This is a genomic window from Bifidobacterium sp. MSK.17.10 (assembly GCF_019129655.1).
Classification (GTDB): domain Bacteria; phylum Actinomycetota; class Actinomycetes; order Actinomycetales; family Bifidobacteriaceae; genus Bifidobacterium; species Bifidobacterium adolescentis.
Genome location: NZ_JAHOJD010000002.1, coordinates 68,490 through 89,868, shown reverse-complemented (window position 1 = coordinate 89,868; position 21,379 = coordinate 68,490). Strand labels below are relative to the sequence as shown.

Sequence of the window (21,379 nt, the reverse complement as noted above, 5' to 3'; positions counted from 1 at the left end):
GTGCGGGGAACACTTGAAACGCTGGCGCAGCTTGTTTTCGAGCGCGGGATCATCCCCGCATGCGCGAGGGACACCTGCCGAGTGGCTGGTAGTCCTGCATGTCGTGGGGATCATCTCCGCATGTGCGGGGAACACGGTGCCGTGGTGGTAGAATTGGATTGCTCGAAGATCCCACGCGACCAGCTTTCAAGACTGGAACATCAGTCGGGGGGTTATCTTCGGGTTTTCTATTTCAGTTGGATCTGATGCAGTCCCGATATGTCGAGCACCCATAGCTCGCGGATATGCGTTTCGTACCGTTGGGGATCATCCCCGCATGTGCGGGGAACACGCGAACGTCTGCGTTTTCATGACATATCTGCAACAAAATCTATTAGCTTATCCTGAACACTTATCCATGCTTCAGAATCCAATCCAACATTGGTTTTCCTGTTTTTCTCTTCATCAATTTTGCTTTTGTCTGGCGGGGTGCCATGATGCCCTCCAACCACGCAGGCATACTGCGTGCAGCTTTTCTCCCCCAACCTCGGACTCGCAGGAGATATCCCTCAAGAATAATCTCTCCTGCGATGGGATGTGTGGGATGATCGGTATCTCGCAAGCCAGCTGCGTCTGTTCAATAGAAGTTAGGCCGATGGGGGCGGCGCCGTTTTGTTGGACTGCTTCAATTTGACAAAACACAGAGGACCGCGGGGCCCTGCTGCCCCTGCCTATATTTAGGCAAGTCGGCGTTTCGCAACCAATCACAAAACGCCGACTTGACTAAATACATAAATATAGCTAACGCGCGTGTGATACAACGAATATTTGAGTTGGAACGCGAGCTTTGTCAGCATCTCGTTTTGCCGATAACTACAAACGCGTCCGTATAATTGGACATTAAACGGCACGAGCCAGGCACTTGCGCATCAATAAACAGAGGACATAATCATGCAAAGAGATTTAGCACTGGTCAAGCCAACGCGAAAATACGCGAGCCAAGTGATGCATTACAAGCAGGAGATGCTTGCAAACAACGACAGTCTCGATGGATGCGCCGGTCTCGAAGACACGGATTCTTTTGATGAATGGATCGATTTCGATAATCGATTGAAAAAGAAATACGGCGAAGGCTATGTGCCGTCGGAAGTATTTTTAGCTATTCGGAAGGCGGATGACAAGCTCGTCGGCATCATTGATTTCAGACGTCCGCTATCCCCTTTTCTACTGCAATACGGAGGAAATATTGGGTATAGCATTTTGCCATCGGAACGTCAAAAAGGGTATGCCAAAGCGATGCTCGCCTTACTCCTGCCCATCTGCAAAGAGCAGGGCGAGCAACGTGTTCTACTTACCTGTCACAAGAGCAATGAAGCATCAAGACGGACGATTATCAGCAATGGTGGAAAGATGGAGAATGAAATCGTGAACGGTACGGGACGGAACGAAGACAGTATCATCCAGCGATTTTGGATAGACCTCTGAATATTGGCTTTAATCTAAAAAACTGGAGACGGTTGCGCTTCTTCGCCCACAGCTCCTCAATGAAATCCCGAGTTTGAATACTCAGGAATCTTTGGTTCGGCACTTCGCTTGGCATGTCGCCGGGTCCTCAATGAAGTCCTGAGCTTGAATGCTCAGGAATCTGCGGTGCCGCGTCTGCATACGCGTTCGCCCGCTCCTCAATGAAGTCCTGAGCTTGAATGCGCAGGAATGTCTGGTTATCGTCAAGGCTGGAAGGCAGACGCAGTCCTCAATGAAGTCCTGAGCTTGAATGCTCAGGAATAAGAGTTTCCAGAATCAGCTCATCCAGACCGCTCGAGTCCTCAATGAAGTCCTGAGCTTGAATGCTCAGGAATCGAACGTCGTGTGGCAGAAAAAGGACGGCTCGTATCTCTCCTCAATGAAGTCCTGAGCTTGAATGATATGGCCTGATTTTTGTTCCGCCCTTATAGTGGGGCGGTTTGCGCCGCTTGGTTTGCATAATACTCGGTTTCGGTCCGTTCCGGTGTCCTGTAGCCCAAGGACTGGTGCAGACGCTTCGAGTTCCACCACGAGACCCACCGGAACGTCGCCAATTCCAGGTCCCTCAAATCCCGGAAGGGCTTGCGTCGCCAGACGAGCCCGGTCTTGTACGCGCCGTCGGCGCTCTCGGCCATGGCGTTGTCGTACGAGTCGCCGACCGTGCCGGTCGAGGGAAGCATGCCGAATTCCCCGACCCTGGTGGTGCACACGAGGCTGATGTACCGCGCGCCATGGTCGGAATGGTGCACGAGACCGTCCGTGCCGCCATGCGAGGCGGCCCATGATATCGCCTGTTCCAGCGCCTGCAGCGGCAGCTCCCTGGTGTCCATGGTGGTGGCGCACGCCCATCCGACGATCCTGCGGGCGAACACGTCGGCGGCGAACGCCGTGTGGCCGAACGAGCCGTTGGCCATGCGCACGTAGGTGATGTCGGCCACGTGTGGCCGGTTCGGCGCCTCCGCCTCGAACCCGCGTTCCACGAGGTCGGGCCTGCCGCCCGCGCCCTTCGCCGGTTTGGTGGTGACGGGCGTCCCGCCGCGGCGCACGCCGCGGATTCCCGATTCCCGCATGACGTTCATCACCTGGTCGCGGCCGATCTCGGCCGGATCCCAGCCCCGCGCCAACAACTGGGCGTGCGTCTTGCGGTACCCGTACACGGCCATGAAGGAATCGGCATGGATCTCGAGGATGCCGCGGGCCGGCGCCTCGTGCCTGGCGGCCATGCGGCTGACGGGCCTGGATCTGAACATGCGGTAGCCGCGCGGCGTGATGAACCCGCAGTCCAGCGAAGCGGCCAGCATCCTGCGGATCGGCCCGACCCTGAAACGGTCCTTGAATTCGTCGATGTAAGCGACCATCAACGCCGTGTCGGGTCGAGCCGTGCCGCGAAAAAAGCCGACGCCGTCGTCAATATCTCGTTCGCCCGCCTCAATCGCGCGACCTCGGCCCGCAAACTCCTCAACTCCGCCATCGCGTCTTCGGCCGACTGCTTGGTCTCCGCCGCGACCGTGGCGTCCGTCTTGTTGCGCCAACGGCGCAGCGTCTCCGGCGCGACCCCCAGATCCTTGGCGGCCTGTTCGATCGCCTTGGTCTCCGACGAATACGAGCCGCGCGACTCGGTCAACAGCCTGACGGCCTTCGCCTTGAACTCCGGCGTGTGTCTCGTTCCTTTTGCCATGGTTCCATCATCTCCCATCGAGTTAGGGGAAATGCGGAACAAAAATCAGTTCATATCATCCTACTTCTACCTCAATGAAGTCCTAAGCGTAAAAGCTTAGGAATACCCGCGCTTGGTCAGGTTGTCGCTGAGGTTGCCGGTACCTCAATGAAGTCCTAAGCGTAAAAGCTTAGGAATGCGAACACCTCACTTGGAAAGAACGGAATCAACAACCGTACCTCAATGAAGTCCTAAGCGTAAAAGCTTAGGAATGCAGTCGCACCGCTAGCGTAGGCGTTGGCCTGTGACACCTCAATGAAGTCCTAAGCGTAAAAGCTTAGGAATTGTTCAATGGAGCCTCATAGCGCATGCGCTTGTACCAACCTCAATGAAGTCCTAAGCGTAAAAGCTTAGGAATCGCATGCACGTCCACCAGGTGCACTGGCCGTACGCACCTCAATGAAGTCCTAAGCGTAAAAGCTTAGGAATTCCGCTTCACGAAACGGCAGGAATGGCAGGACGAACGTTACCTCAATGAAGTCCTAAGCGTAAAAGCTTAGGAATTTTCATACGATTTTGAACACCACGATTAGCACGATAAGGACCTCAATGAAGTCCTAAGCGTAAAAGCTTAGGAATTCACCGTTAACGGTGCGCTGACTGATCTTGCTGACACCTCAATGAAGTCCTAAGCGTAAAAGCTTAGGAATGTGTGATTGAGTCCAAAAAGTCGTCAAGGTAAAGGATACCTCAATGAAGTCCTAAGCGTAAAAGCTTAGGACTTCGATTTTGTTGGTCTCCTTGTATGGGTTTTCGCTTACCTCAATGAAGTCCTAAGCGTAAAAGCTTAGGAATATTGGGTGCAGGACTCCCTGCCCGCGATCCTGGATCACCTCAATGAAGTCCTAAGCGTAAAAGCTTAGGAATTGCACTTTTTGCCCGCAAGCAAGAAGCTAGGCGGGAACCTCAATGAAGTCCTAAGCGTAAAAGCTTAGGAATGCACCATCGGCGCTGAGGCCGGCACACAACTTAAGTCCACCTCAATGAAGTCCTAAGCGTAAAAGCTTAGGAATTGTACAGTAGACAACGGTCGGTCATGACCTTGTCCGCACCTCAATGAAGTCCTAAGCGTAAAAGCTTAGGAATGTGTACCGTCGCGGTGACGTTCTTCATTATCACCGAACCTCAATGAAGTCCTAAGCGTAAAAGCTTAGGAATCTTCTTCCGTCCGAACATCACTCACCCTTCAACGGACCTCAATGAAGTCCTAAGCGTAAAAGCTTAGGAATGGCCACAAGGCATCGGCTAAGGTGTCCGATTGGCCCACCTCAATGAAGTCCTAAGCGTAAAAGCTTAGGAATTACTTCTCGCGGTATTCGAGCAGGTCGCGTTTCGACATACCTCAATGAAGTCCTAAGCGTAAAAGCTTAGGAATCGCGTAATCGTGTTCGCGGAGCAGCCGGTGGAAATCACCTCAATGAAGTCCTAAGCGTAAAAGCTTAGGAATTTTTCGTATGCGTTGATTTGTCCCTTCACGACACCACCTCAATGAAGTCCTAAGCGTAAAAGCTTAGGAATTTCCAACGCGTGCACGAGCAGCCACTGCTGCCACGGACCTCAATGAAGTCCTAAGCGTAAAAGCTTAGGAATTAGATCATGGCCGAGCATGTCTGCATCGTCTGACCTACCTCAATGAAGTCCTAAGCGTAAAAGCTTAGGAATCTTCTTATCGGCGGTCTCGGCCTTGGACTCGTTCTTCACCTCAATGAAGTCCTAAGCGTAAAAGCTTAGGAATTTTGCAATGGCTGGGCGGGAAAACGTGTCTGTTCGAACCTCAATGAAGTCCTAAGCGTAAAAGCTTAGGAATGCGCAACCAAAACCGACGAAACCACGAAAACGACGGCACCTCAATGAAGTCCTAAGCGTAAAAGCTTAGGAATTTTTACGCGCGAAAAGCATGTTGGATTGTAAGGTCACACCTCAATGAAGTCCTAAGCGTAAAAGCTTAGGAATACCCCACGAGAAATTCGTTACCGTGCCATCGGCATTACTACCTCAATGAAGTCCTAAGCGTAAAAGCTTAGGAATATCCTCGTTCCATACGACTTGTATCGGTTCTTTCAGACCTCAATGAAGTCCTAAGCGTAAAAGCTTAGGAATGTCGCCTACAATCCGCTGCGCCGTGATTGATTTTACCTCAATGAAGTCCTAAGCGTAAAAGCTTAGGAATTTCTGCATCCATTCGTAGAGGTTGCGGGCCACGTTCGCACCTCAATGAAGTCCTAAGCGTAAAAGCTTAGGAATCGCGACTTGCTCAATCATGCCGCGCAGCCCGTTGGCGCACCTCAATGAAGTCCTAAGCGTAAAAGCTTAGGAATTGGCCTTCGCGACCATCAACGGCGCTACTCCGGAACCTCAATGAAGTCCTAAGCGTAAAAGCTTAGGAATGTTCGAGGAGGTCGTCAATCGGCGCTCGGAGGATACCTCAATGAAGTCCTAAGCGTAAAAGCTTAGGAATTGGTGGATGGCGTCATCCCATGTGAGTCGCGAAACTCAAACCTCAATGAAGTCCTAAGCGTAAAAGCTTAGGAATGTCACGGCTGGATTCGTCGCCGTCACTGTCAATGATACCTCAATGAAGTCCTAAGCGTAAAAGCTTAGGAATAGTCACATTATAAAACACTGCAATGACACGTATCTCAAAGCTTTTTGCGAGAGGTCCTTCCCCTTGTCCAGATTAGAGATACATCCCCAGAATGCCCTCACACATAAGGCCTATTGTTCTTAGGTGCGAGCGCTCACCGCGTGTCACAGAAACGATTCAGCACTCGCACCTAAAAACAAACACTCTTCACTTATCGATAACGCCCGAATTCTTGCGCACTTTCGGATTCCGGCCCTGACGTAAGAGGGCATGGCCCGCGTCCTGTGTACGATTTTCATTCGCCAAAACAAAAAACCGCGATTGGAAGCCAGGAGACGGAACCATGCCCGAGAACATCATACAGATCGACCAGAACCTGCTCGAGACCAGGCTCGACCGGCTGATCACCGAGAAGATGACGCAGATCCTCAACGCGATGCTCGACGCCGAGGCCGACGAGATCACCGGGGCCGCCAGATACGAGCGCAGCGGGGGACGGAAGGCGTACAGGGCCGGCCACTACGAACGCAAGCTCACCGCCAAGGCCGGCAGGCTCGAGCTGAAGGTGCCGAAACTCAAGGGCGCCCTGTTCGAGTCCGCGGTGATCGAACGCTACCGGCGGCGCGAGCAGAGCGTCGAGGAATCCCTGATCGACATGTACCTGGCGGGCGTGAGCACCCGCCAGGTCGACGACATCAGCCAATTGCTGTGGGGAGACCGCATGCCCTCGCAGACATTGAGCGACAAGCTCAAAAGGATCTACGGGGAGATCGACCAGTGGCGCACGAGGCCGTTGGAATCCGAATACCCGTACGTGTTCGTGGACGGCGTGTGGCACAAGCGCTCATGGGGCGGGCGCGTGGAGAACGTGAGCGTCCTGGTCGCCATCGGAATCAACGCGGAGGGGCATCGCGAGGTCATCGGCGTCACGGAGGGCATGAGGGAGGACTCGGCCAGCTGGGAGCAGTTCTTCAGAGGCATGATCGAACGCGGCCTGAAGGGCGTCAGGCTCGTGGTCGGCGACCGGTGCGCCGGACTGGTGGCCACGGTCGGCTCGATGCTGCCCAAGGCGAAGTACCAACGCTGCATGGTGCATTTCATGCGCAACGTGCTCTCCAAGGTCCCGCCGATCCACAGGGAATGGGCGTCCGCCGCCCTGAAGGCGGTATTCGCCATGGAAAGCCGGGAATCCGCGCTGGACAAAGCCGAACAAGTCGCCGCGGAGATGAGGTCTAGGAGGCTGAGGGCCGCCGCCAACTGCCTGCGGGAGGGCGTCGGCGAGACGACGACCTACCTGCTGGACGAGTTCCCGGACGGGCACCGCAGGCGCATCCGCACGAACAACATGATCGAGCGGTTGAACAGGGAGATCCGCCGGCGCACGCGCGTCGTGGGCGGCTTCCCCGACGGGAACAGCGCGCTCATGCTCGTCTGCGCGCGCATCCGGTACGTCACCGCGAACGAATGGTCGACCCGCCGCTACCTCGACATGTCCCGGTTCGATGACAACCTCGTGGAAGCGAACTGATCATCGCTCCATGGACGGCCATGATCCAAAGTGCGCAACTTTTCGGGCACTACCCACTTATCAAGCGACATAGCTATGTTGAGCTAAGAATCAAATCACCGTTGGTATGTCTAAATCCGTATACCCACGATGTCCCAAGAAATCCAATCCCTCTTCCGTCTGTGCAATCGTCCCCAAAGAACAGAACACAACGGAATCAGTTGAACCATCAATTTCCTGTTCAACTTGCATGCGAACATCAAGCATCATCGAAGGTCTGACGCGCAATAGAAACACGCTATATTGCAGACGCTCCCCATAATGCTGAAGAATCTTCGCGATATGTGAACGACGATAATCGTCGCTCACATCGTATGCGACTAAATAGCCCCGTTGCTGATTCACCATGTCGCATCTCCTTAGCGAATTCTGATTCCACGATATCCGGACTGAGTTCCATCAAGATATCCCAAAATCATTCGTGCTTGAATTTCAATCGTCCTTCGCCAAGAAGCTTTGTATTTAAATACCGGATGGATTATTTCCGTGGCCATTCGCCGTTCGTAAGCCTTGATCACTGCCTTACGCGTTTCATCAGTCATTCGCACAGAGCCAAGCACATCCGTGAATCCGGTCGCGCTGATTTCTCCATTGTTAATCGTTGTTTGTACTACGGAATCCGCGATTGGAGCTCTGAACTCTTCCATGAGGTCCAATGCCAATGCTGGTTTGTTCCGCTTGCTGCTGTGTAGAAAACCCGCATGAGGATCAAGGCCGCAGGAAATCAACGCTCGGACGCAATCCGACAATAGCAAGGTATATGTAAAGTCAAGCAAGGCATTCAATGCATCCGGAGCAGGCCTTCTCATACGAGCAATCCAAGGCCATTCGGCTTGACGGTCTATTTTGATGAGGTGCCCAAACTGTGAGAAATATAATGCCGCAGACTCCCCCTCGAGCCCAAGCACATCCTGCCAACGATTCGCATTGCCGACTTGTTTCTCAATACGACGTAGCTGCGGTAAAACCGGATTATCTGATTCCGAACGTCGCAAGAGAACGGATTGATTGTGTATTTTCGCAACGATGAATTCACGGGCGAGTCCGAGTCGTCCTTCATGCGAAGCCACATGTTGATCGACGCGCTGCTCTCCATTCGGCCCATATGATGGAACACACCATCCATACATGCGTCCCGCCCCGCTGCACCAGACGATAGGAATGTCACGCCACATCAATTCACGAATCAGACCACTTGATAGGTCCGTATTCCCGTAAATTTGCAACCCTTGCATGGTATCAATTGGAATTGACGCTAATTCCTCTCCGTCTTTCTGAACAATCATTCTGCCAGACCGAGTAAAAGCTTTTGCACCAGGAGTCGCAAGATGGGTCACCTGATTGTCTGGCGACGAAACCATGACTCTATGTGTTACCGCACACAGCTTGCGCTCTTCCGGTAAACAAATTCCCACATGCGAGCAACGCATGCATCGAGCACTATCCTCCAATGGCTCAGGAGCTTGCTCAGAATTGATAAGAGTCCGTGTTGCTTCTACAGCTTTATGCGCGTTGATAAAATCGTCTTCATCAAGTTCAACATCGACCCGCCGATGATGGGTTGTAAAGAAAATCTCCGTTCCCGCCACGTGAAAACCCATATCTTCAAGACAAGCGGCCTGCAAGGCGAGTTGCGTCCGCATCGCCTCGGTAACGATCATCGCCCGTTTCACGGGCGTTGCCTTGTATTCACGAATGACAATGCCATCATCCGTCATTTTCGCAGCATCAAGTTTGCCACTAACGCCCCATTCCTCATGCCTGATATTTACGGCTTGGAATGAATCAGCATCAGGAGCGCCACCAGTGCGATCAACCTTGCGATGATCATATGTTCCTCGCATGATTTGATCCGAATCGACTTTTTCTCCTACCGCTTCCAGCCATGCTCTACGCGGGCAGAACATGTAGTTTGCAACCAGACTAATCGGAATGGGGTCGTCGTCCATGATTTCCTCCGTATTCGTTATTCCATTTGCATCACCGGAATGATTTCGCCAGGTTCCAGCCATCGTTCCGGAGCACTCGGATTATTCGACATAAACTGGTTAAAAAGGCAACATGCCAGAACACCTTTTTCGTCAAGCCAGTCAATTGAGGCACTTGCCAACCGCGATTGCGCATCGATCGCTCGAGCGTGTTGGATACCGAATTCTGCGAGCGCACTGCTACGAACGATGGAACGATATTTTGCAGCTGTCCAATACTGATCGAACAACGGTAAAATCGCGAACCGGATTTGTCCTTTAAGTTGGAACAATGCAGCACTGCTGTCCCGGAAAACTCCGGATCCAGCAGTGGAAGCATGAGAACCGTCAGTTGAGATACGGGTCGGAAAAGCCGAGACACCAATCAACGCACACCAGGCACGTGCATTGTCAGTCTTCGATGGAGCATGTAGACCTGTCGCGGTACGACTTGTAGCCTCATTCTTACCGGCCTCATCCTCGATGCGTAGCCCCAGAAGTCCGTCGCGAACTTCATCAACGGATCTTGCCGCGACTATCTGTGACAACGGAAGCAAGCGGTCTCTGACAAATTCCTTTCCCTGGTTACGCGTCACCATCTCCCACCGAGAGGCGCCATTATCAGATTGCAGATCATCCTTGTTCTTTTTCCCTGACCAGTACGACGGCTGCCCGAGCGCACCGAAGTAACGGTAGTCACCGGCAGTCTGCATGGCATCAACTGCAGATTCCCGGTCTTTCTGCAGTTTTTCCCATCCAAAGGGGACACCCAGATTGCTGAGTCTTGGGGACATGGTGGCATGAAGCGTCTTACTCGGCTTATCGTCTTCGCCGGCAACCGTGTAGTCGTTTTCGGAAGTCAGTGGCAATGACTGTGACCATCGTTTAGCATGAGCGTGAACGACTTCGGACATCTGGTCAACATCCAAGTCATCATTAGTTTTCAGCTCAAACGCCTGCAGAGTGTCCTTCCAACGGAAAACAATAAAAACAATATAGTTTTTTGCAATAGAGCAATTCTAAAGAGCAACCCGCTATCAAAGAATTCATACAAAGACTGTTGAAAGCTGGTTACTCCCATCACCCCCTTCGCAATCCGGCCGCGTAATCATCAAGCACGTCAAGAATGCCGCGGTGTTCGTATACAACGCTGCGTTGCTTTCCCGTACGTGCCACCACAACGCCACGCTCACTCAAAGTTTTGATCGCACGCTCCGCTTGCGGTTTGGACAGTCCCACCACTTGCTGCAGGTATCGCGTGTTGATAATCGGCTGTGCAATCAAATTAGGCAGTACACGCCAAACGGCGGCATCGGAACGCACACCGCGCAGATTCGAACGCGCTTCATCCAACTGTTCGCATAAATCATCGATGAGTTTCCTGCCGCTTGTCGCGGCGAATCGATATAGAAAAAGCCGGACGGTGGATTCTTGAATCCACCCATATGGGCGAACCGTTGAATCCGCCGTCCGGCGGCGCGACTGCTTCTCAAGAATGTGTGCTTGACTCACATGGATGGTACTGAGAACCATTCGCTTAACGATCTGCTTCCATGCGCGCCAACCACGTAAGGAACGCGGCTGCGCGGCACGGACACAAATCAAGTCTTGCGTGGCTCGGGCCGCGGTGGGCAACGCCACGGCGGCCCGAAAGCCAAGGGATTACTCTAGCCGCAGCCTGGAATAATCGCAAGCCGACCGAACTTCGGTTCAGGCTTTGGCGACTTCCACGCTGAGCTCGGAGCCGCCTTCCTTCACGTCGAAGGAGGTGGCGAGCGTCTCGGAGGTGATGAGATCCTTGAACTGCTCGACCTTCGCCACGTCATCGGCCGGTACGGTCAGCGTCAGGGCGATGCGGTCGGAGATTTCCAGACCGGCGGCCTTACGGGCGTCCTGCACGGAGCGGATCACGTCGCGGGCGTAGCCTTCGGCAACCAGATCGTCGTTCAGCTCGGTGTCGAGGATCACGAAACCGCCGGTCGGCAGGGCCGCGGACACGGAGTTGGCGGCCTCTTCGGCGTTCTGTTCCTCCACGCTGTTGATCAGCTCGTACTCGCCCTCTTCCAGCGTAATGTCGCCGTTCGGGGTCTCGCACACCGGAGCGCCGGAAGCGTCCACATGCCATGCGCCGGACTTGGAGGCCTTGATGGCGAACTGCACGTCCTTGCGCAGGCGCTTGCCTGCAACGCGGGCGTTCACGCGCAGCTCGTGGATGATCTTCAGGCCCTGGGAGCCCGCATCCTCAAGCGTGCACAGCTCCACGTTCTTGACGTTGAGCTCGGACTTCAGAATCTCGTCGTACGCGGCCACGGCGGCGGTATCCTCCACCACCACGGTGAGCTTGCTCAGCGGCTGGCGCACGCGGATCTGCTTCGCCTTACGCATGGACAGGGTGCTGGAGACGACCTCGCGCACCTTTTCCATGGCGTTCACCAAAGCCGGATCGTCGACGAGCACGCGGCCAAGTTCGGTGGCTTCGCCGGTCTTCTCGTCGGCCAGGAACGGCCAGTCGGCCAGATGCACGGATTCGCCTCCGGTCAGGCCGCGCCACACGGATTCGGCTTCCATCGGGGCAAGCGGCGCAAGGACGCGCATGAACACCTCAAGCACGGTGTACAAGGTGTTGAACGCGTTGGCGTCCTCGTTCCAGAAGCGGTCGCGGTTGTTGCGGATGTACCAGTTGGTGATCATGTCGATGAAGTCGGACACGGCGTCGCATGCATCGGAGATCAGGAACTGGTCCAGCGAGGACTGGGTCTTTTCGACCAGTCGGTGGGTACGGGCCAGCAGGTAACGGTCCATTTCCGGCAGCGATGCAACTTCGTCGGCGCGAAGCTTGCGCGCGTCGTACCCGGCCGCGTTCGCGTACAGCGTGAAGAAGTAGTAGGAACTCCACACCGGCAGCATGACCTGGCGGACGGTGTCGCGGATGCCATCGGCGGTGACGATAAGGTTGCCGCCGCGCAGGATCGGCGAGCTCATGAGGAACCAGCGCATGGCGTCGGAGCCGAAGTCGTTGAACACGCCGTTCACGTCCGGATAGTTGCGCAGATGCTTCGACATCTTCTGTCCGTCGGAGCCGAGCACTATGCCGTGGCAGATCACGTTCTTGAACGCCGGCCTGTCGAACAGGGCGGTGGCCATGACGTGCTGCACGTAGAACCAGCCACGGGTCTGGCCGATGTATTCCACGATGTAGTCGCACGGGAAGTGCTGTTCGAAGGTTTCCTTGTTTTCGAACGGATAGTGGTACTGGGCGAAGCTCATCGAACCGGATTCGAACCAGCAGTCCATCACGTCGCTGATGCGGTGCATGTGGCTCTTGCCGGTCGGATCGTCCGGGTTGACGCGGGTCAGCTCGTCGATGTACGGGCGGTGCATGTTGATGTTGCCCTCATGATCGCGCGGGTAGTCACCGAAATCGGCCTTCAGCTCGTCGAGCGAGCCGTACACGTCCACGCGCGGATACTTCGGATCGTCCGAAACCCACACCGGAATCGGAGAACCCCAGAAACGGTTGCGGGAAATGGACCAGTCGCGTGCGTTCGCGAGCCATTTGCCGAACTGGCCGTCCTTCACATTGTCCGGAATCCAATTGATCTGCTGGTTGAGTTCAAGCAGACGATCCTTGATCTTGGTCACGGACACGAACCAGGAGCTCACCGGCTTGTAGATCAGCGGGGTGGCGCAACGCCAGCAGTGCGGGTAGGAGTGCACGTAGCTCTTCTCCTGGAAGAGGATGGCACGCTGCTCTTCGGGGATGCGGGCCAGCGGGCCATCGCCGGCCCGCAGGTTGCGCAGGATCGGCTTGTTCGCGTCGAACACGTACATGCCCTCGTAATCCGGGCACAGCGACGTGAACTTGCAGCCCGCGTCGAGCACGTCCACGCTCTTGATGCCCTTGGCGTTGAGCGTGTTCATATCGTCCTCGCCGTAGGGGGCCTGATGGACCAGGCCGGTACCTTCAACGGTGTCGACGTAGTCGGCGGTGAAGATCTGGTAGCCTTCCGGCCCCGGCACCTTGCCCTCAACGGCATTCTCGTCGCCTGCGAAGTACGGGAAGACCGGGTAGTAGCGCCAGCCCTCCATCTCGGAGCCCTTGAGTTCGCGCACGATCTCGTAGTTCTCGCCAAGTTCCTTCTCGTAGGAGCCGAGCAGCGGCTTGCCGAGATAGAACTTCTTGCCGGCGAACTTGCCTTCGGTCGGGCGCACCTCGACGTAATCGATGTCGGCGCCGACCACGATGGCGAAGTTGGTCGGGACGGTCCACGGCGTGGTGGTCCAGAAGACAGCGTAGGCATCCTCCTCGTCACGCAGCTTCACGGCCACGGACACAGTGGTGTCCTGACGATCCTGGTACACGTCCGCATCCATGCGCAGCTCGTGCGCGCTCAGCGGGGTCTGGTCCTTCGGGCAGTACGGCAGCACGCGGTAGCCCTGGTATGCCAGTCCCTTGTCGTATAGCTGCTTGAAGGCCCACATCACGGATTCCATGTACGGAATGTTCAGGGTCTTGTAGCCATGCTCGAAATCGACCCAACGGGCCTGACGATGGACGTAATCCTTCCACTCGTTGGTGTACTTGAGCACGGAGGCACGGCAGGCGTCGTTGAACTTGTCGATGCCCATCTCCTTGACCTGGTCGACGGAATCGATGCCCAGTTCCTTCTGCGCCTCAAGCTCGGCAGGCAGACCGTGGGTGTCCCAGCCGAACACGCGGTTGACCTTGTGGCCCTTCATGGTCTGGTAACGCGGGATGACGTCCTTGGCATAGCCGGTCAGCAGGTGGCCGTAGTGCGGCAGGCCGTTGGCGAACGGCGGGCCATCGAAGAACACGAATTCGTTCTGGCTGTGATCGCCGGACGGACGGCGGTCGATGGACTTCTGGAAAGTGTCGTCCTTATCCCAGTAGTCGAGCACGGACTCCTCCAGCTTGGGGAAGCTGGGGTTCGGCGCGACGTTGGCGCTCTGCTCGCCGGCAGCAGCCTTCGGATACACATGATTGGTGGATTCGCTCACCGTATGCTCCTCGTTTGGCGGTTTCATTACTTACCTTACGAGGACGATGGCTTCCGTGCGATCGCGCACGTCCGGCACCGCGGTACCACCTCGCTTGCCGCACTTCCCTGTTGTTCTCACGCAGGTTGTCCGCCTGCGCAGGTTTCGTACGACCGCTTGACATTCGGCTGTCCGGGCCGATCCCGCCGGTTCTACTGAGCCTGCGATCGCACCGCGCGATTTACGCGCGACGACCGCCGCCGTTCTTCCGGAAGCTCCCCGCTGATGACGGATCGTTGCTTTGCTTTTCAGTCGACAGCGTAGCACGCACTACGAACGTAGGTAAACGAAAGAGCCGCATGGCATCCACCATGCGGCTCTTCCTGCGCGACGACCGCGGTTCAATCGCAAATCAATCGCGCCAATCGCTTTCCGAGAGCGAATCAGCCTTCGTTGAGCTGCTCTTCCAGCTGCTTGACGATGTCGGCGTGCATCTTCTCGGTGATCTTCACCTTGAGCAGGAATACAACGCCGCTCAGGATGATGACAGCCAGCGGCACATAGAATGCCCAGACCTTGAAGGTGTGGATGTTCGCGGCGGTCATGTCGGCGGCGGTGGCGGAGCCGATCATGCCAGCGGCGATGGCGACGGCACCGACGATGCCGTTGGAGCAGGCGCCTGCGATCTTGTCGAGCATCGGACGCACGGACAGGGTGACGGCCTCGTTACGTTTGCCGTTCTTCAGCTGGCCATATTCGATGGAGTCGGTCAGGGAGAGGATGGCAGTCATCTGGATGAAGGTCTGCGGCAGGTAGAAGAACACCAGGCCGACGGTGACGACAGCGAGGTTGTTGGTGCCGACGATGAACAGCAGGTAGCCGAGGACCATGAGCACCATACCGCCGAGGTACAGGTAGCGACGCGGTATGCGCTTGTTCAGAATCGGGTACAGCGGCGCCATGATGATGCCGGCGATGACCGAGACAACGCCGACGATGGAGTAGGCGGCGGAGTTGTTCAGGATGAACTTGAACATGTACATGAGCACGCCGGTGGTGGCCACGTTGGCGATGGCGTACAGCAGGTAGGACAGGGCGACCCACAGCAGCTGGTCGTTCTGGGCGAGAGCCTTGAACGCGGCGAGTGGACCACCGTTATCTTCGGCCTTGGCGCGCAGGGTGCTGGTGCTTTCCTTGGTGCCGAACGCGACGGAGCACACGGTGAGGACGCCGAGAATAGCCACGATGATGGCGAAGCAGGTCCAGCCACTTTGGCTTTCCTGGTGCTTGCCGGTGAAGACATAGCTGAAGTAGGTGACGATCGGGATGACGACGATAGTCAAACCGTTGTAACCGATGGAGCCGCCGAAGGAGCCGAGAGCAGTGTAAGTGGAGCGCTCGTGGGAGTCGGAGGACAGCGCCGGAATCATGCCCCAGTAGGAAATGTCACGCAGGGAATAGAACACGTCAAGCACGATGAACGTGATGACGAACAACACGATGAACAGTGTGGTGTTGACGTTTACCAGACCGAACAGACCGGTATAGACGAGCACAAGTAGAACGGCGGAAACGGTGCCGCCGATGAGCTGCCATGGCTTGAAACGACCCCACTTGGTCTTGGTGTTATCGATGATGTTGCCCAGCAGCGGATCGATGAAGATCTCCGCGATACGGATGACAACCACAAGGCCGGTGATAACGCCGATGAGCTTGGTAGCGAGCGCCTTGTCAACGCCGGAGAACAGCGAGCTGGTGACGTAGACGATGAAGTAGGTGCTCAGCGCGTTGTAGAAGGCGGATTGGCCGACGTTGCCGAATGAATAGGCCACGCGGGACAGCAGACTGCCTTTCCTGGTTGGCTTCGCAGACTGCTGCGTCTCCTTCGGTGCGGCTGCGACATTGGATTCTGCCATCGTACTTCTCCTTAGAAGTTGTGATTGAAGCTGTAATCGGAAATCATCATTTGATTTCACATGAGTTAAGTATATCCCTTTACCCCTGTTTAGTAAAATTTAACATCTGCGTTGTGCACTGTTGGGCGTGTCGCATTTTGTGCGATTCTGCACATATACATGTCATATTGTGTGCGATTCGCGGTATTTCGCCGACAGTAGACAAACAAAAGGCGATTGATGACGCAGCATCATCAATCGCCTTTCATATTTTTCCGCACATACGTACGCTAGGCAGCCCGTTTCGACCGGGCAGATCGCTTCGATCGGGTCTGCAATTTTGGCCGCGATTCACGTTTCGGCTGCGCCGGCATGAAACTATCTCGCACTTCCAGCGTCGTCGACAGGTACGCATGCTGCCGTACTGTGCGCTTGCTGGCAATCGCATCGGCCAAGGTGAGAATCGCAACGCGCGCAAGCTCGTTCTGGTCGATTGAGAACGTGCTCAACGGTGGCGACGTAAGCTGTGCGATCGCCTGGTTGTTGATGCTGATGACGCTGATGTCGCGGGGCACGATCACACCAACCGCGTTGAACGCCTGCAGCACGCCGACCGCGATGATGTCCGCCGAAACAATAACTGCGTCAGGCAGTGCGCCGTTGTGGTCACGGATAAACTGCTCCCCCAGCTTGCGACCATTTTCCACGGTGAACAAGCCGTCAGAATACACCAGTCCACGCAGGTCGAGACCATAACGGCCCATTTCACGCCGAAAATATGTGGCACGCCCCTCTTCGTCCACCTCATAAAAATTCGTCAGCCTCCCCTTGCCGCCGATGAATCCGACACGCTTCATGCCAGCCTTCGCACATGCTTCGACCGCGTCATGCATGGTCTGCTGTAGGTCGGGCTGCACGGAATCAAACAGGTTCGGTGCGGGATTCACATCGATGAACACACCGTATGGCATGACCTCATGCAACTTCTCAAGGTCGCTTTCGGCTATGACATTGGCGCCGATAGCCATGAAACCATCGAATTTCCCCTTCTGATTCAACATCTCGTCAAGACTGTGGAAAACAGTGAGCTCCATACGCTGCTGTTTGGCGTTATGTTCCAGCGCCGAACGCAAATCGGCAAAATACGAATCACGCAGCGTTTCGTCGGACTCCTCGTTGTCCAACAAGGCTACTTCGTGCGGAATGACGATACGCTTGGCCTGGGCGCTGTATCCCAAATCCTCGCTGGCGCGGATGATCGCGCGACGCGTCTCCTCACGCACCGACAGCGTCGGATCGCCATTCAACAGACGCGACACCGTGGCCTGCGAAAATCCCGTACGTTTCGCAATCTCCTTGATGGTCGCCATCGCTCCCTCGCCCTCCCATGGATGCCTCATCAGATTTTAGTAAAAGCATTACTAAATCCATCATATTACATTACCGAACGTATTCTTATAGCCATGACACAGCCAGAGCAATCACGGAAACCGCGAATCGCGCATCAGTCCACGGAACGGATGAACGAACTGCGTGCACAACAAAAATCCTTTGCCCTGCAGAACATGCGGAGCAAAGGACTCGGCAACGCCGGTCTGCCTTTCAAAGCGACCGGTCATAAAGGTGGCATCAGTCGGCAGGGTTCCAAACGCGGCTGACACCGTGGAGAAACGCGGTCACCGTCAGCCCCACGGGCCTGCGGCTGGAAGCGCCCGCCCTTCTGCGTGGCCGACTTGCCATGTGAGCCACCCCTCGATGACGCCACGCTCCGCATCGGTTCTACCGGACGCGTATACATCAGGCCTCTCCCCGGTGATGCTGCGGATGGAACCATACACATATCCACATTTTTCACGGAGACGGTTGCGGGGCTGCTGGCTTTCCATATACCGTCAGCGCATGGAAAGCTTCGGACACAATACATTTTTCACATTAGAGCAGGCACGGGAGGAGGCGGCGAGACGGCATCTTGAATGCAGGCAGGTGTTGTCGCGGATAAGGTCACGCTCCTCGGTTCCACTCTATGTAAGCCACGGCACAGCGCTGGAGCTGCATGGCATGATTGCCACCATGAATTATTTACCCGGATATGGTTCGGAGCTCGTTCACGTTTCGGTGTGCCGGCAACGTGACCTGCGGAAAATCCAGGGGATGAAATTCCATTACGCAAGGCATGGCGTAGACGTGGCGCACGCCGACGAATTGGTGTCAAGCGTCTCCGCGATGCAGGCGGTCTGCCAGATTGCGCCCTATGTCGACGAACGGAGTCTGGTGATCGCCATGGATTGGCTCACTTGCGCCAATCCCGATTTACGCGTCTGCACTCACGATGAGCTCTCCGACTACATCCGGAGTGCGCCGCGATTCATTGGGAGCGCCAAATGCAGAAAGGCCTTGCGCCTGTCCAAACCAGGTACCGATTCTCCGCAGGAAACGGTGCTTCGTTTGGAGAGCGATGCCTACGGGCTGCCTGAGGCACATGTCAATTATGAGATCATTGACCACATACGCGGCTCGGGCACGATGAAGGTGGATATCGCCTACCCGGATGACCGCGTCTGCATAGAATACGACGGAAATTACCACTACACCCATGACCGCCGGATGTATGACCTCGATAAGCGGAACCGGCTGAGGGATCTCGGTTTCACTCCTTTTGTCGCCACCCGCGAGCATCTGGCTTCCAAGCAGAAGCTGAACGAGCTGTTCGGCATGGTCGCCCGCGCAATAGCCAGTCACCGTTACGGCTTGGACTAGTTCCGTAGGTGGTTTTTCGCTTCCGTAGGTGGTTGGGTCTGAATACCCGGCATGAAAACGGCCAGAATAAAGCCTTTCTCCAACCCCGATACTCTGACCAACCACCTACGGAACACCCAAACCGCCTACGGAACCGCATGAGTAGTCCCCGCAATGGATTTTTCGCCATTGATTCGGGGAATCCATGAAAAGCCACAGCGGGCGCACCCTGCGTAAAAGGTCATGCCCGCCGATTCATGGGAGCCATATGCGCAAGGGCCGTGCGGAAGCCACATATGTGGCTTCCGCACGGCCCTTGCATTCGTTGAACACTACCGTTCAGCCTGTCCAATTCACCAAGAACGGGACAGGAACGAAGCAGAAGGAGCCTTACTCCAGTTCCACGGCGCCCGTGTACAGCTGGTAGTACTCGCCCTTCTGCGCGATGAGCTCGTCGTGCGAGCCGCGCTCGATGATGCGGCCATGGTCGAGCACCATGATCACGTCGGAGTTGCGCACGGTGGACAGGCGGTGCGCGATCACGAACACGGTGCGTCCCTTCATGAGGTTGTCCATGCCGGCCTGCACCACTTCCTCGGTGCGGGTGTCGATGGATGAGGTGGCCTCATCAAGGATCATGGCCGGCGGGTCTGCCACTGCGGCGCGTGCGATGGAGATCAGCTGGCGCTGGCCTTGGGACAGACCGGAGCCGTCGCCTTCGAGCACGGTCTGGTAGCCGTTGGGCAGCATGCGGATGAAGCTGTCCGCGTTGGTGAGCTTAGCGGCGGCGATGCACTCCTCGTCGGTGGCGTCGAGCTTGCCATAGCGGATGTTGTCCATCACGGTGCCGGTGAACAGGTTCACGTCCTGCAGCACGATGCCGAGCGACTTGCGCAGGTCGGGCTTGCGGATGCCCTTGACGGAGATGCCGTCATACAGGATTATGCCTTCCTGGATGTCGTAGAAACGGTTGATCAGGTTGGTCACCGTGGTCTTGCCGGCACCGGTGGCGCCGACGAGCGCGACCTTCTGGCCGGGCTTGGCGAACCAGGTGATGTCGTGCAGCACGGGCTTGTCCGGGTTGTAGCCGAAGGTCACGTCGGTGAAACGCACGTCGCCCTGCAGCAGGGTCAGGCGCCCGTCCGGCGAGGTGATCGCGTTCTCGCGCGCCTTCCTCGCCACTTCCGCGGCCTTCGGGCTCAGCGACTGCGCGGCCTTCAGGGAACGGGTGCCGTCGTCGCCTTCCTCACGCTTCCAGGCCCAATGGCCGGTTTCGTGGTCCATTTCGGTCATGGTGCGGCCGTCTTCGCCGAGCTCGACGTTGACGAGTGTGACGGAGCCGCCGTCGTCCTCGGGCTTCTCATCCATCAGCTGGAAGATGCGGGACGCGCCGGCGAGCGCCATCATCACCATGTTGAACTGCATGGAGACCTGGCCGAGCGGGTTGACGAAGGAGCGCGACAGGGTGAGCAGGGAGATGAGGGCGCCGAGGGTGAGCTTGCCCGCGCCGGCGAGACCGAAGTTGCCCATGCCGGAGAGCGCCATGAATCCGCCGACGATGGCGAGCAGAATGTAGAGGATGTAGCCCATGTTGCCTACGACGGGCATGGTCACGTTGCCCCAGGTGTTCGCTTCGGCGGAAGCGTGGAACAGTTCCTCGTTCTTCTCGTCGAAGGTCTTCTGGGTGGCGTCCTCATGGTTGAAGACCTTGATGACCTTCTGACCGTTGACGGATTCCTCGACGAAGGCGTTCACGTCGCCGATCCACATCTGCTGCTTGACAAAGTAGCGGCCGGAGCGGGAGACGATGGCGCGCACGACTACGAACAGGATCGCGGCGAACACGAGCACGAAGATCGTGACCGGCACCGACAGCCACAGCATGGAGACCAGTGCGGCCAGTGCGGAAATCGCGGACGAGAACATCTGCGGGAAGGACTGGCTGATGGCCTGGCGCAGGGTGTCGGTGTCGTTGGTGTAGCGGCTCATGATGTCGCCGTGCTCGTTGGTGTCGAAGTAGCGGATCGGCAGCGTCTGCTGGTGTGCGAACATGTCGTCGCGGATCTTCTTCAGGGTGCCTTGCTCGACGGTGACGATGAGCCACTGCCATAGCCAGCTGCAGAAGGTGCCGGCGGCGTAGAGGCAGCCCATCAGCGTCAGCGCGCGCAGCAGCGGGCTCCAGTCGGGGTTCTTCACGCCGACCAACGGCAGGATGTAGCTGTCGATCAGCGACTGCAGGAACAGCGCGGAGCCGGCTTGTGCGGCCGCACCGATCAGGATGCACAGTACGATTGCCACGACATGCCACTTGTATTGGAAGATGTAGCCGAAGATGCGCTTGGTGGTTCCGGGGGCGGCCTTCTGCATCGGCGGCTTTGCGCCCGGCTTGTTACCCGGCTTGGTCTGCATGGT

The 21,379-nt window shown here is 56.3% G+C and carries 15 protein-coding genes and 2 CRISPR repeat arrays; of the genes, 4 read left to right on the top strand and 11 right to left on the bottom strand.

Annotation, left to right across the window (positions count from 1 at the left end):
• Positions 1 to 347: 347 nt before the first annotated feature.
• The gene (locus KSX58_RS01835; RefSeq protein ID WP_179141188.1) at positions 348 to 491 is read right to left on the bottom strand and encodes a hypothetical protein; all 144 of its coding nucleotides are present in this window, start codon (positions 489 to 491) and stop codon (positions 348 to 350) included.
• 439 nt (positions 492 to 930) lie between these two features.
• Between KSX58_RS01835 and KSX58_RS01830 the strand changes: the two genes are divergently transcribed.
• Positions 931 to 1,464, top strand: coding sequence for a GNAT family N-acetyltransferase (locus KSX58_RS01830; protein ID WP_035010559.1), 534 nt, complete (start codon positions 931 to 933; stop codon positions 1,462 to 1,464).
• Between the two features lie 53 nt (positions 1,465 to 1,517).
• A CRISPR array of direct repeats spans positions 1,518 to 1,912; the repeat unit is 36 nt; unit sequence TCCTCAATGAAGTCCTGAGCTTGAATGCTCAGGAAT.
• Between the two features lie 16 nt (positions 1,913 to 1,928).
• On the opposite strand, the gene KSX58_RS01825 is transcribed toward KSX58_RS01830, so the two are convergent.
• A complete protein-coding gene (locus KSX58_RS01825; RefSeq protein WP_217752031.1) occupies positions 1,929 to 2,861 on the bottom strand; it encodes an IS3 family transposase in 933 nt (310 codons plus the stop codon).
• Positions 2,861 to 3,181 carry a transposase gene (locus KSX58_RS01820; RefSeq protein WP_217752030.1) on the bottom strand — a complete coding sequence of 107 codons (321 nt, stop codon included), beginning with the start codon at positions 3,179 to 3,181 and terminating at the stop codon, positions 2,861 to 2,863. Before KSX58_RS01820 ends, KSX58_RS01825 begins: the two co-directional genes overlap by 1 nt.
• 68 nt (positions 3,182 to 3,249) lie before the next feature.
• Positions 3,250 to 5,825: a CRISPR direct-repeat array (repeat unit 36 nt; unit sequence ACCTCAATGAAGTCCTAAGCGTAAAAGCTTAGGAAT).
• Positions 5,826 to 6,147: 322 nt separating this feature from the next.
• Between KSX58_RS01820 and KSX58_RS01815 the strand changes: the two genes are divergently transcribed.
• Complete coding sequence (locus KSX58_RS01815; protein WP_151918810.1) at positions 6,148 to 7,332, top strand: IS256 family transposase; 1,185 nt, start codon at positions 6,148 to 6,150, stop codon at positions 7,330 to 7,332.
• A 90-nt stretch (positions 7,333 to 7,422) separates the two neighbouring features.
• Here KSX58_RS01815 and cas2 read toward each other — a convergent pair whose 3' ends face one another.
• The 7 genes from cas2 to KSX58_RS01780 form a co-directional block, all read right to left on the bottom strand.
• A complete protein-coding gene (gene cas2 / locus KSX58_RS01810) occupies positions 7,423 to 7,719 on the bottom strand; it encodes a CRISPR-associated endonuclease Cas2 (protein WP_035011531.1) in 297 nt (98 codons plus the stop codon).
• Positions 7,720 to 7,730: 11 nt separating this feature from the next.
• On the bottom strand, positions 7,731 to 9,320 hold the full coding sequence (gene cas1, locus KSX58_RS01805; protein WP_117643686.1) for a CRISPR-associated endonuclease Cas1: 1,590 nt from the start codon (positions 9,318 to 9,320) through the stop codon (positions 7,731 to 7,733).
• Between the two features lie 17 nt (positions 9,321 to 9,337).
• Positions 9,338 to 10,267, bottom strand: a complete 930-nt coding sequence (locus tag KSX58_RS01800; protein WP_217752029.1) for a hypothetical protein — start codon at positions 10,265 to 10,267, stop codon at positions 9,338 to 9,340.
• Between the two features lie 151 nt (positions 10,268 to 10,418).
• Positions 10,419 to 10,871 carry a hypothetical protein gene (locus KSX58_RS01795; protein WP_085381060.1) on the bottom strand — a complete coding sequence of 151 codons (453 nt, stop codon included), beginning with the start codon at positions 10,869 to 10,871 and terminating at the stop codon, positions 10,419 to 10,421.
• Positions 10,872 to 11,048: 177 nt separating this feature from the next.
• A complete protein-coding gene (ileS, locus tag KSX58_RS01790; RefSeq protein WP_337927067.1) occupies positions 11,049 to 14,357 on the bottom strand; it encodes a mupirocin-resistant isoleucine--tRNA ligase in 3,309 nt (1,102 codons plus the stop codon).
• 422 nt (positions 14,358 to 14,779) lie between these two features.
• On the bottom strand, positions 14,780 to 16,252 hold the full coding sequence (locus KSX58_RS01785) for a glycoside-pentoside-hexuronide (GPH):cation symporter (protein WP_117805718.1): 1,473 nt from the start codon (positions 16,250 to 16,252) through the stop codon (positions 14,780 to 14,782).
• Between the two features lie 269 nt (positions 16,253 to 16,521).
• The gene (locus KSX58_RS01780) at positions 16,522 to 17,601 is read right to left on the bottom strand and encodes a LacI family DNA-binding transcriptional regulator (protein WP_151904351.1); all 1,080 of its coding nucleotides are present in this window, start codon (positions 17,599 to 17,601) and stop codon (positions 16,522 to 16,524) included.
• 21 nt (positions 17,602 to 17,622) lie between these two features.
• Here KSX58_RS01780 and KSX58_RS10345 point away from each other — a divergent pair, with 21 nt between their 5' ends.
• Together KSX58_RS10345 and KSX58_RS01770 are read left to right on the top strand one after the other, a co-directional pair.
• Complete coding sequence (locus KSX58_RS10345) at positions 17,623 to 17,889, top strand: hypothetical protein (protein ID WP_227561954.1); 267 nt, start codon at positions 17,623 to 17,625, stop codon at positions 17,887 to 17,889.
• A gap of 241 nt (positions 17,890 to 18,130) precedes the next feature.
• Entirely contained in the window at positions 18,131 to 18,988 is an 858-nt protein-coding gene (locus KSX58_RS01770; RefSeq protein ID WP_217736234.1) for a hypothetical protein, read from the top strand.
• 369 nt (positions 18,989 to 19,357) lie between these two features.
• Here the strand turns inward: KSX58_RS01770 and KSX58_RS01765 are convergent, their stop codons facing one another.
• On the bottom strand, positions 19,358 to 21,376 hold the full coding sequence (locus tag KSX58_RS01765) for an ABC transporter ATP-binding protein (RefSeq protein ID WP_217736237.1): 2,019 nt from the start codon (positions 21,374 to 21,376) through the stop codon (positions 19,358 to 19,360).
• Positions 21,377 to 21,379: the final 3 nt, after the last annotated feature.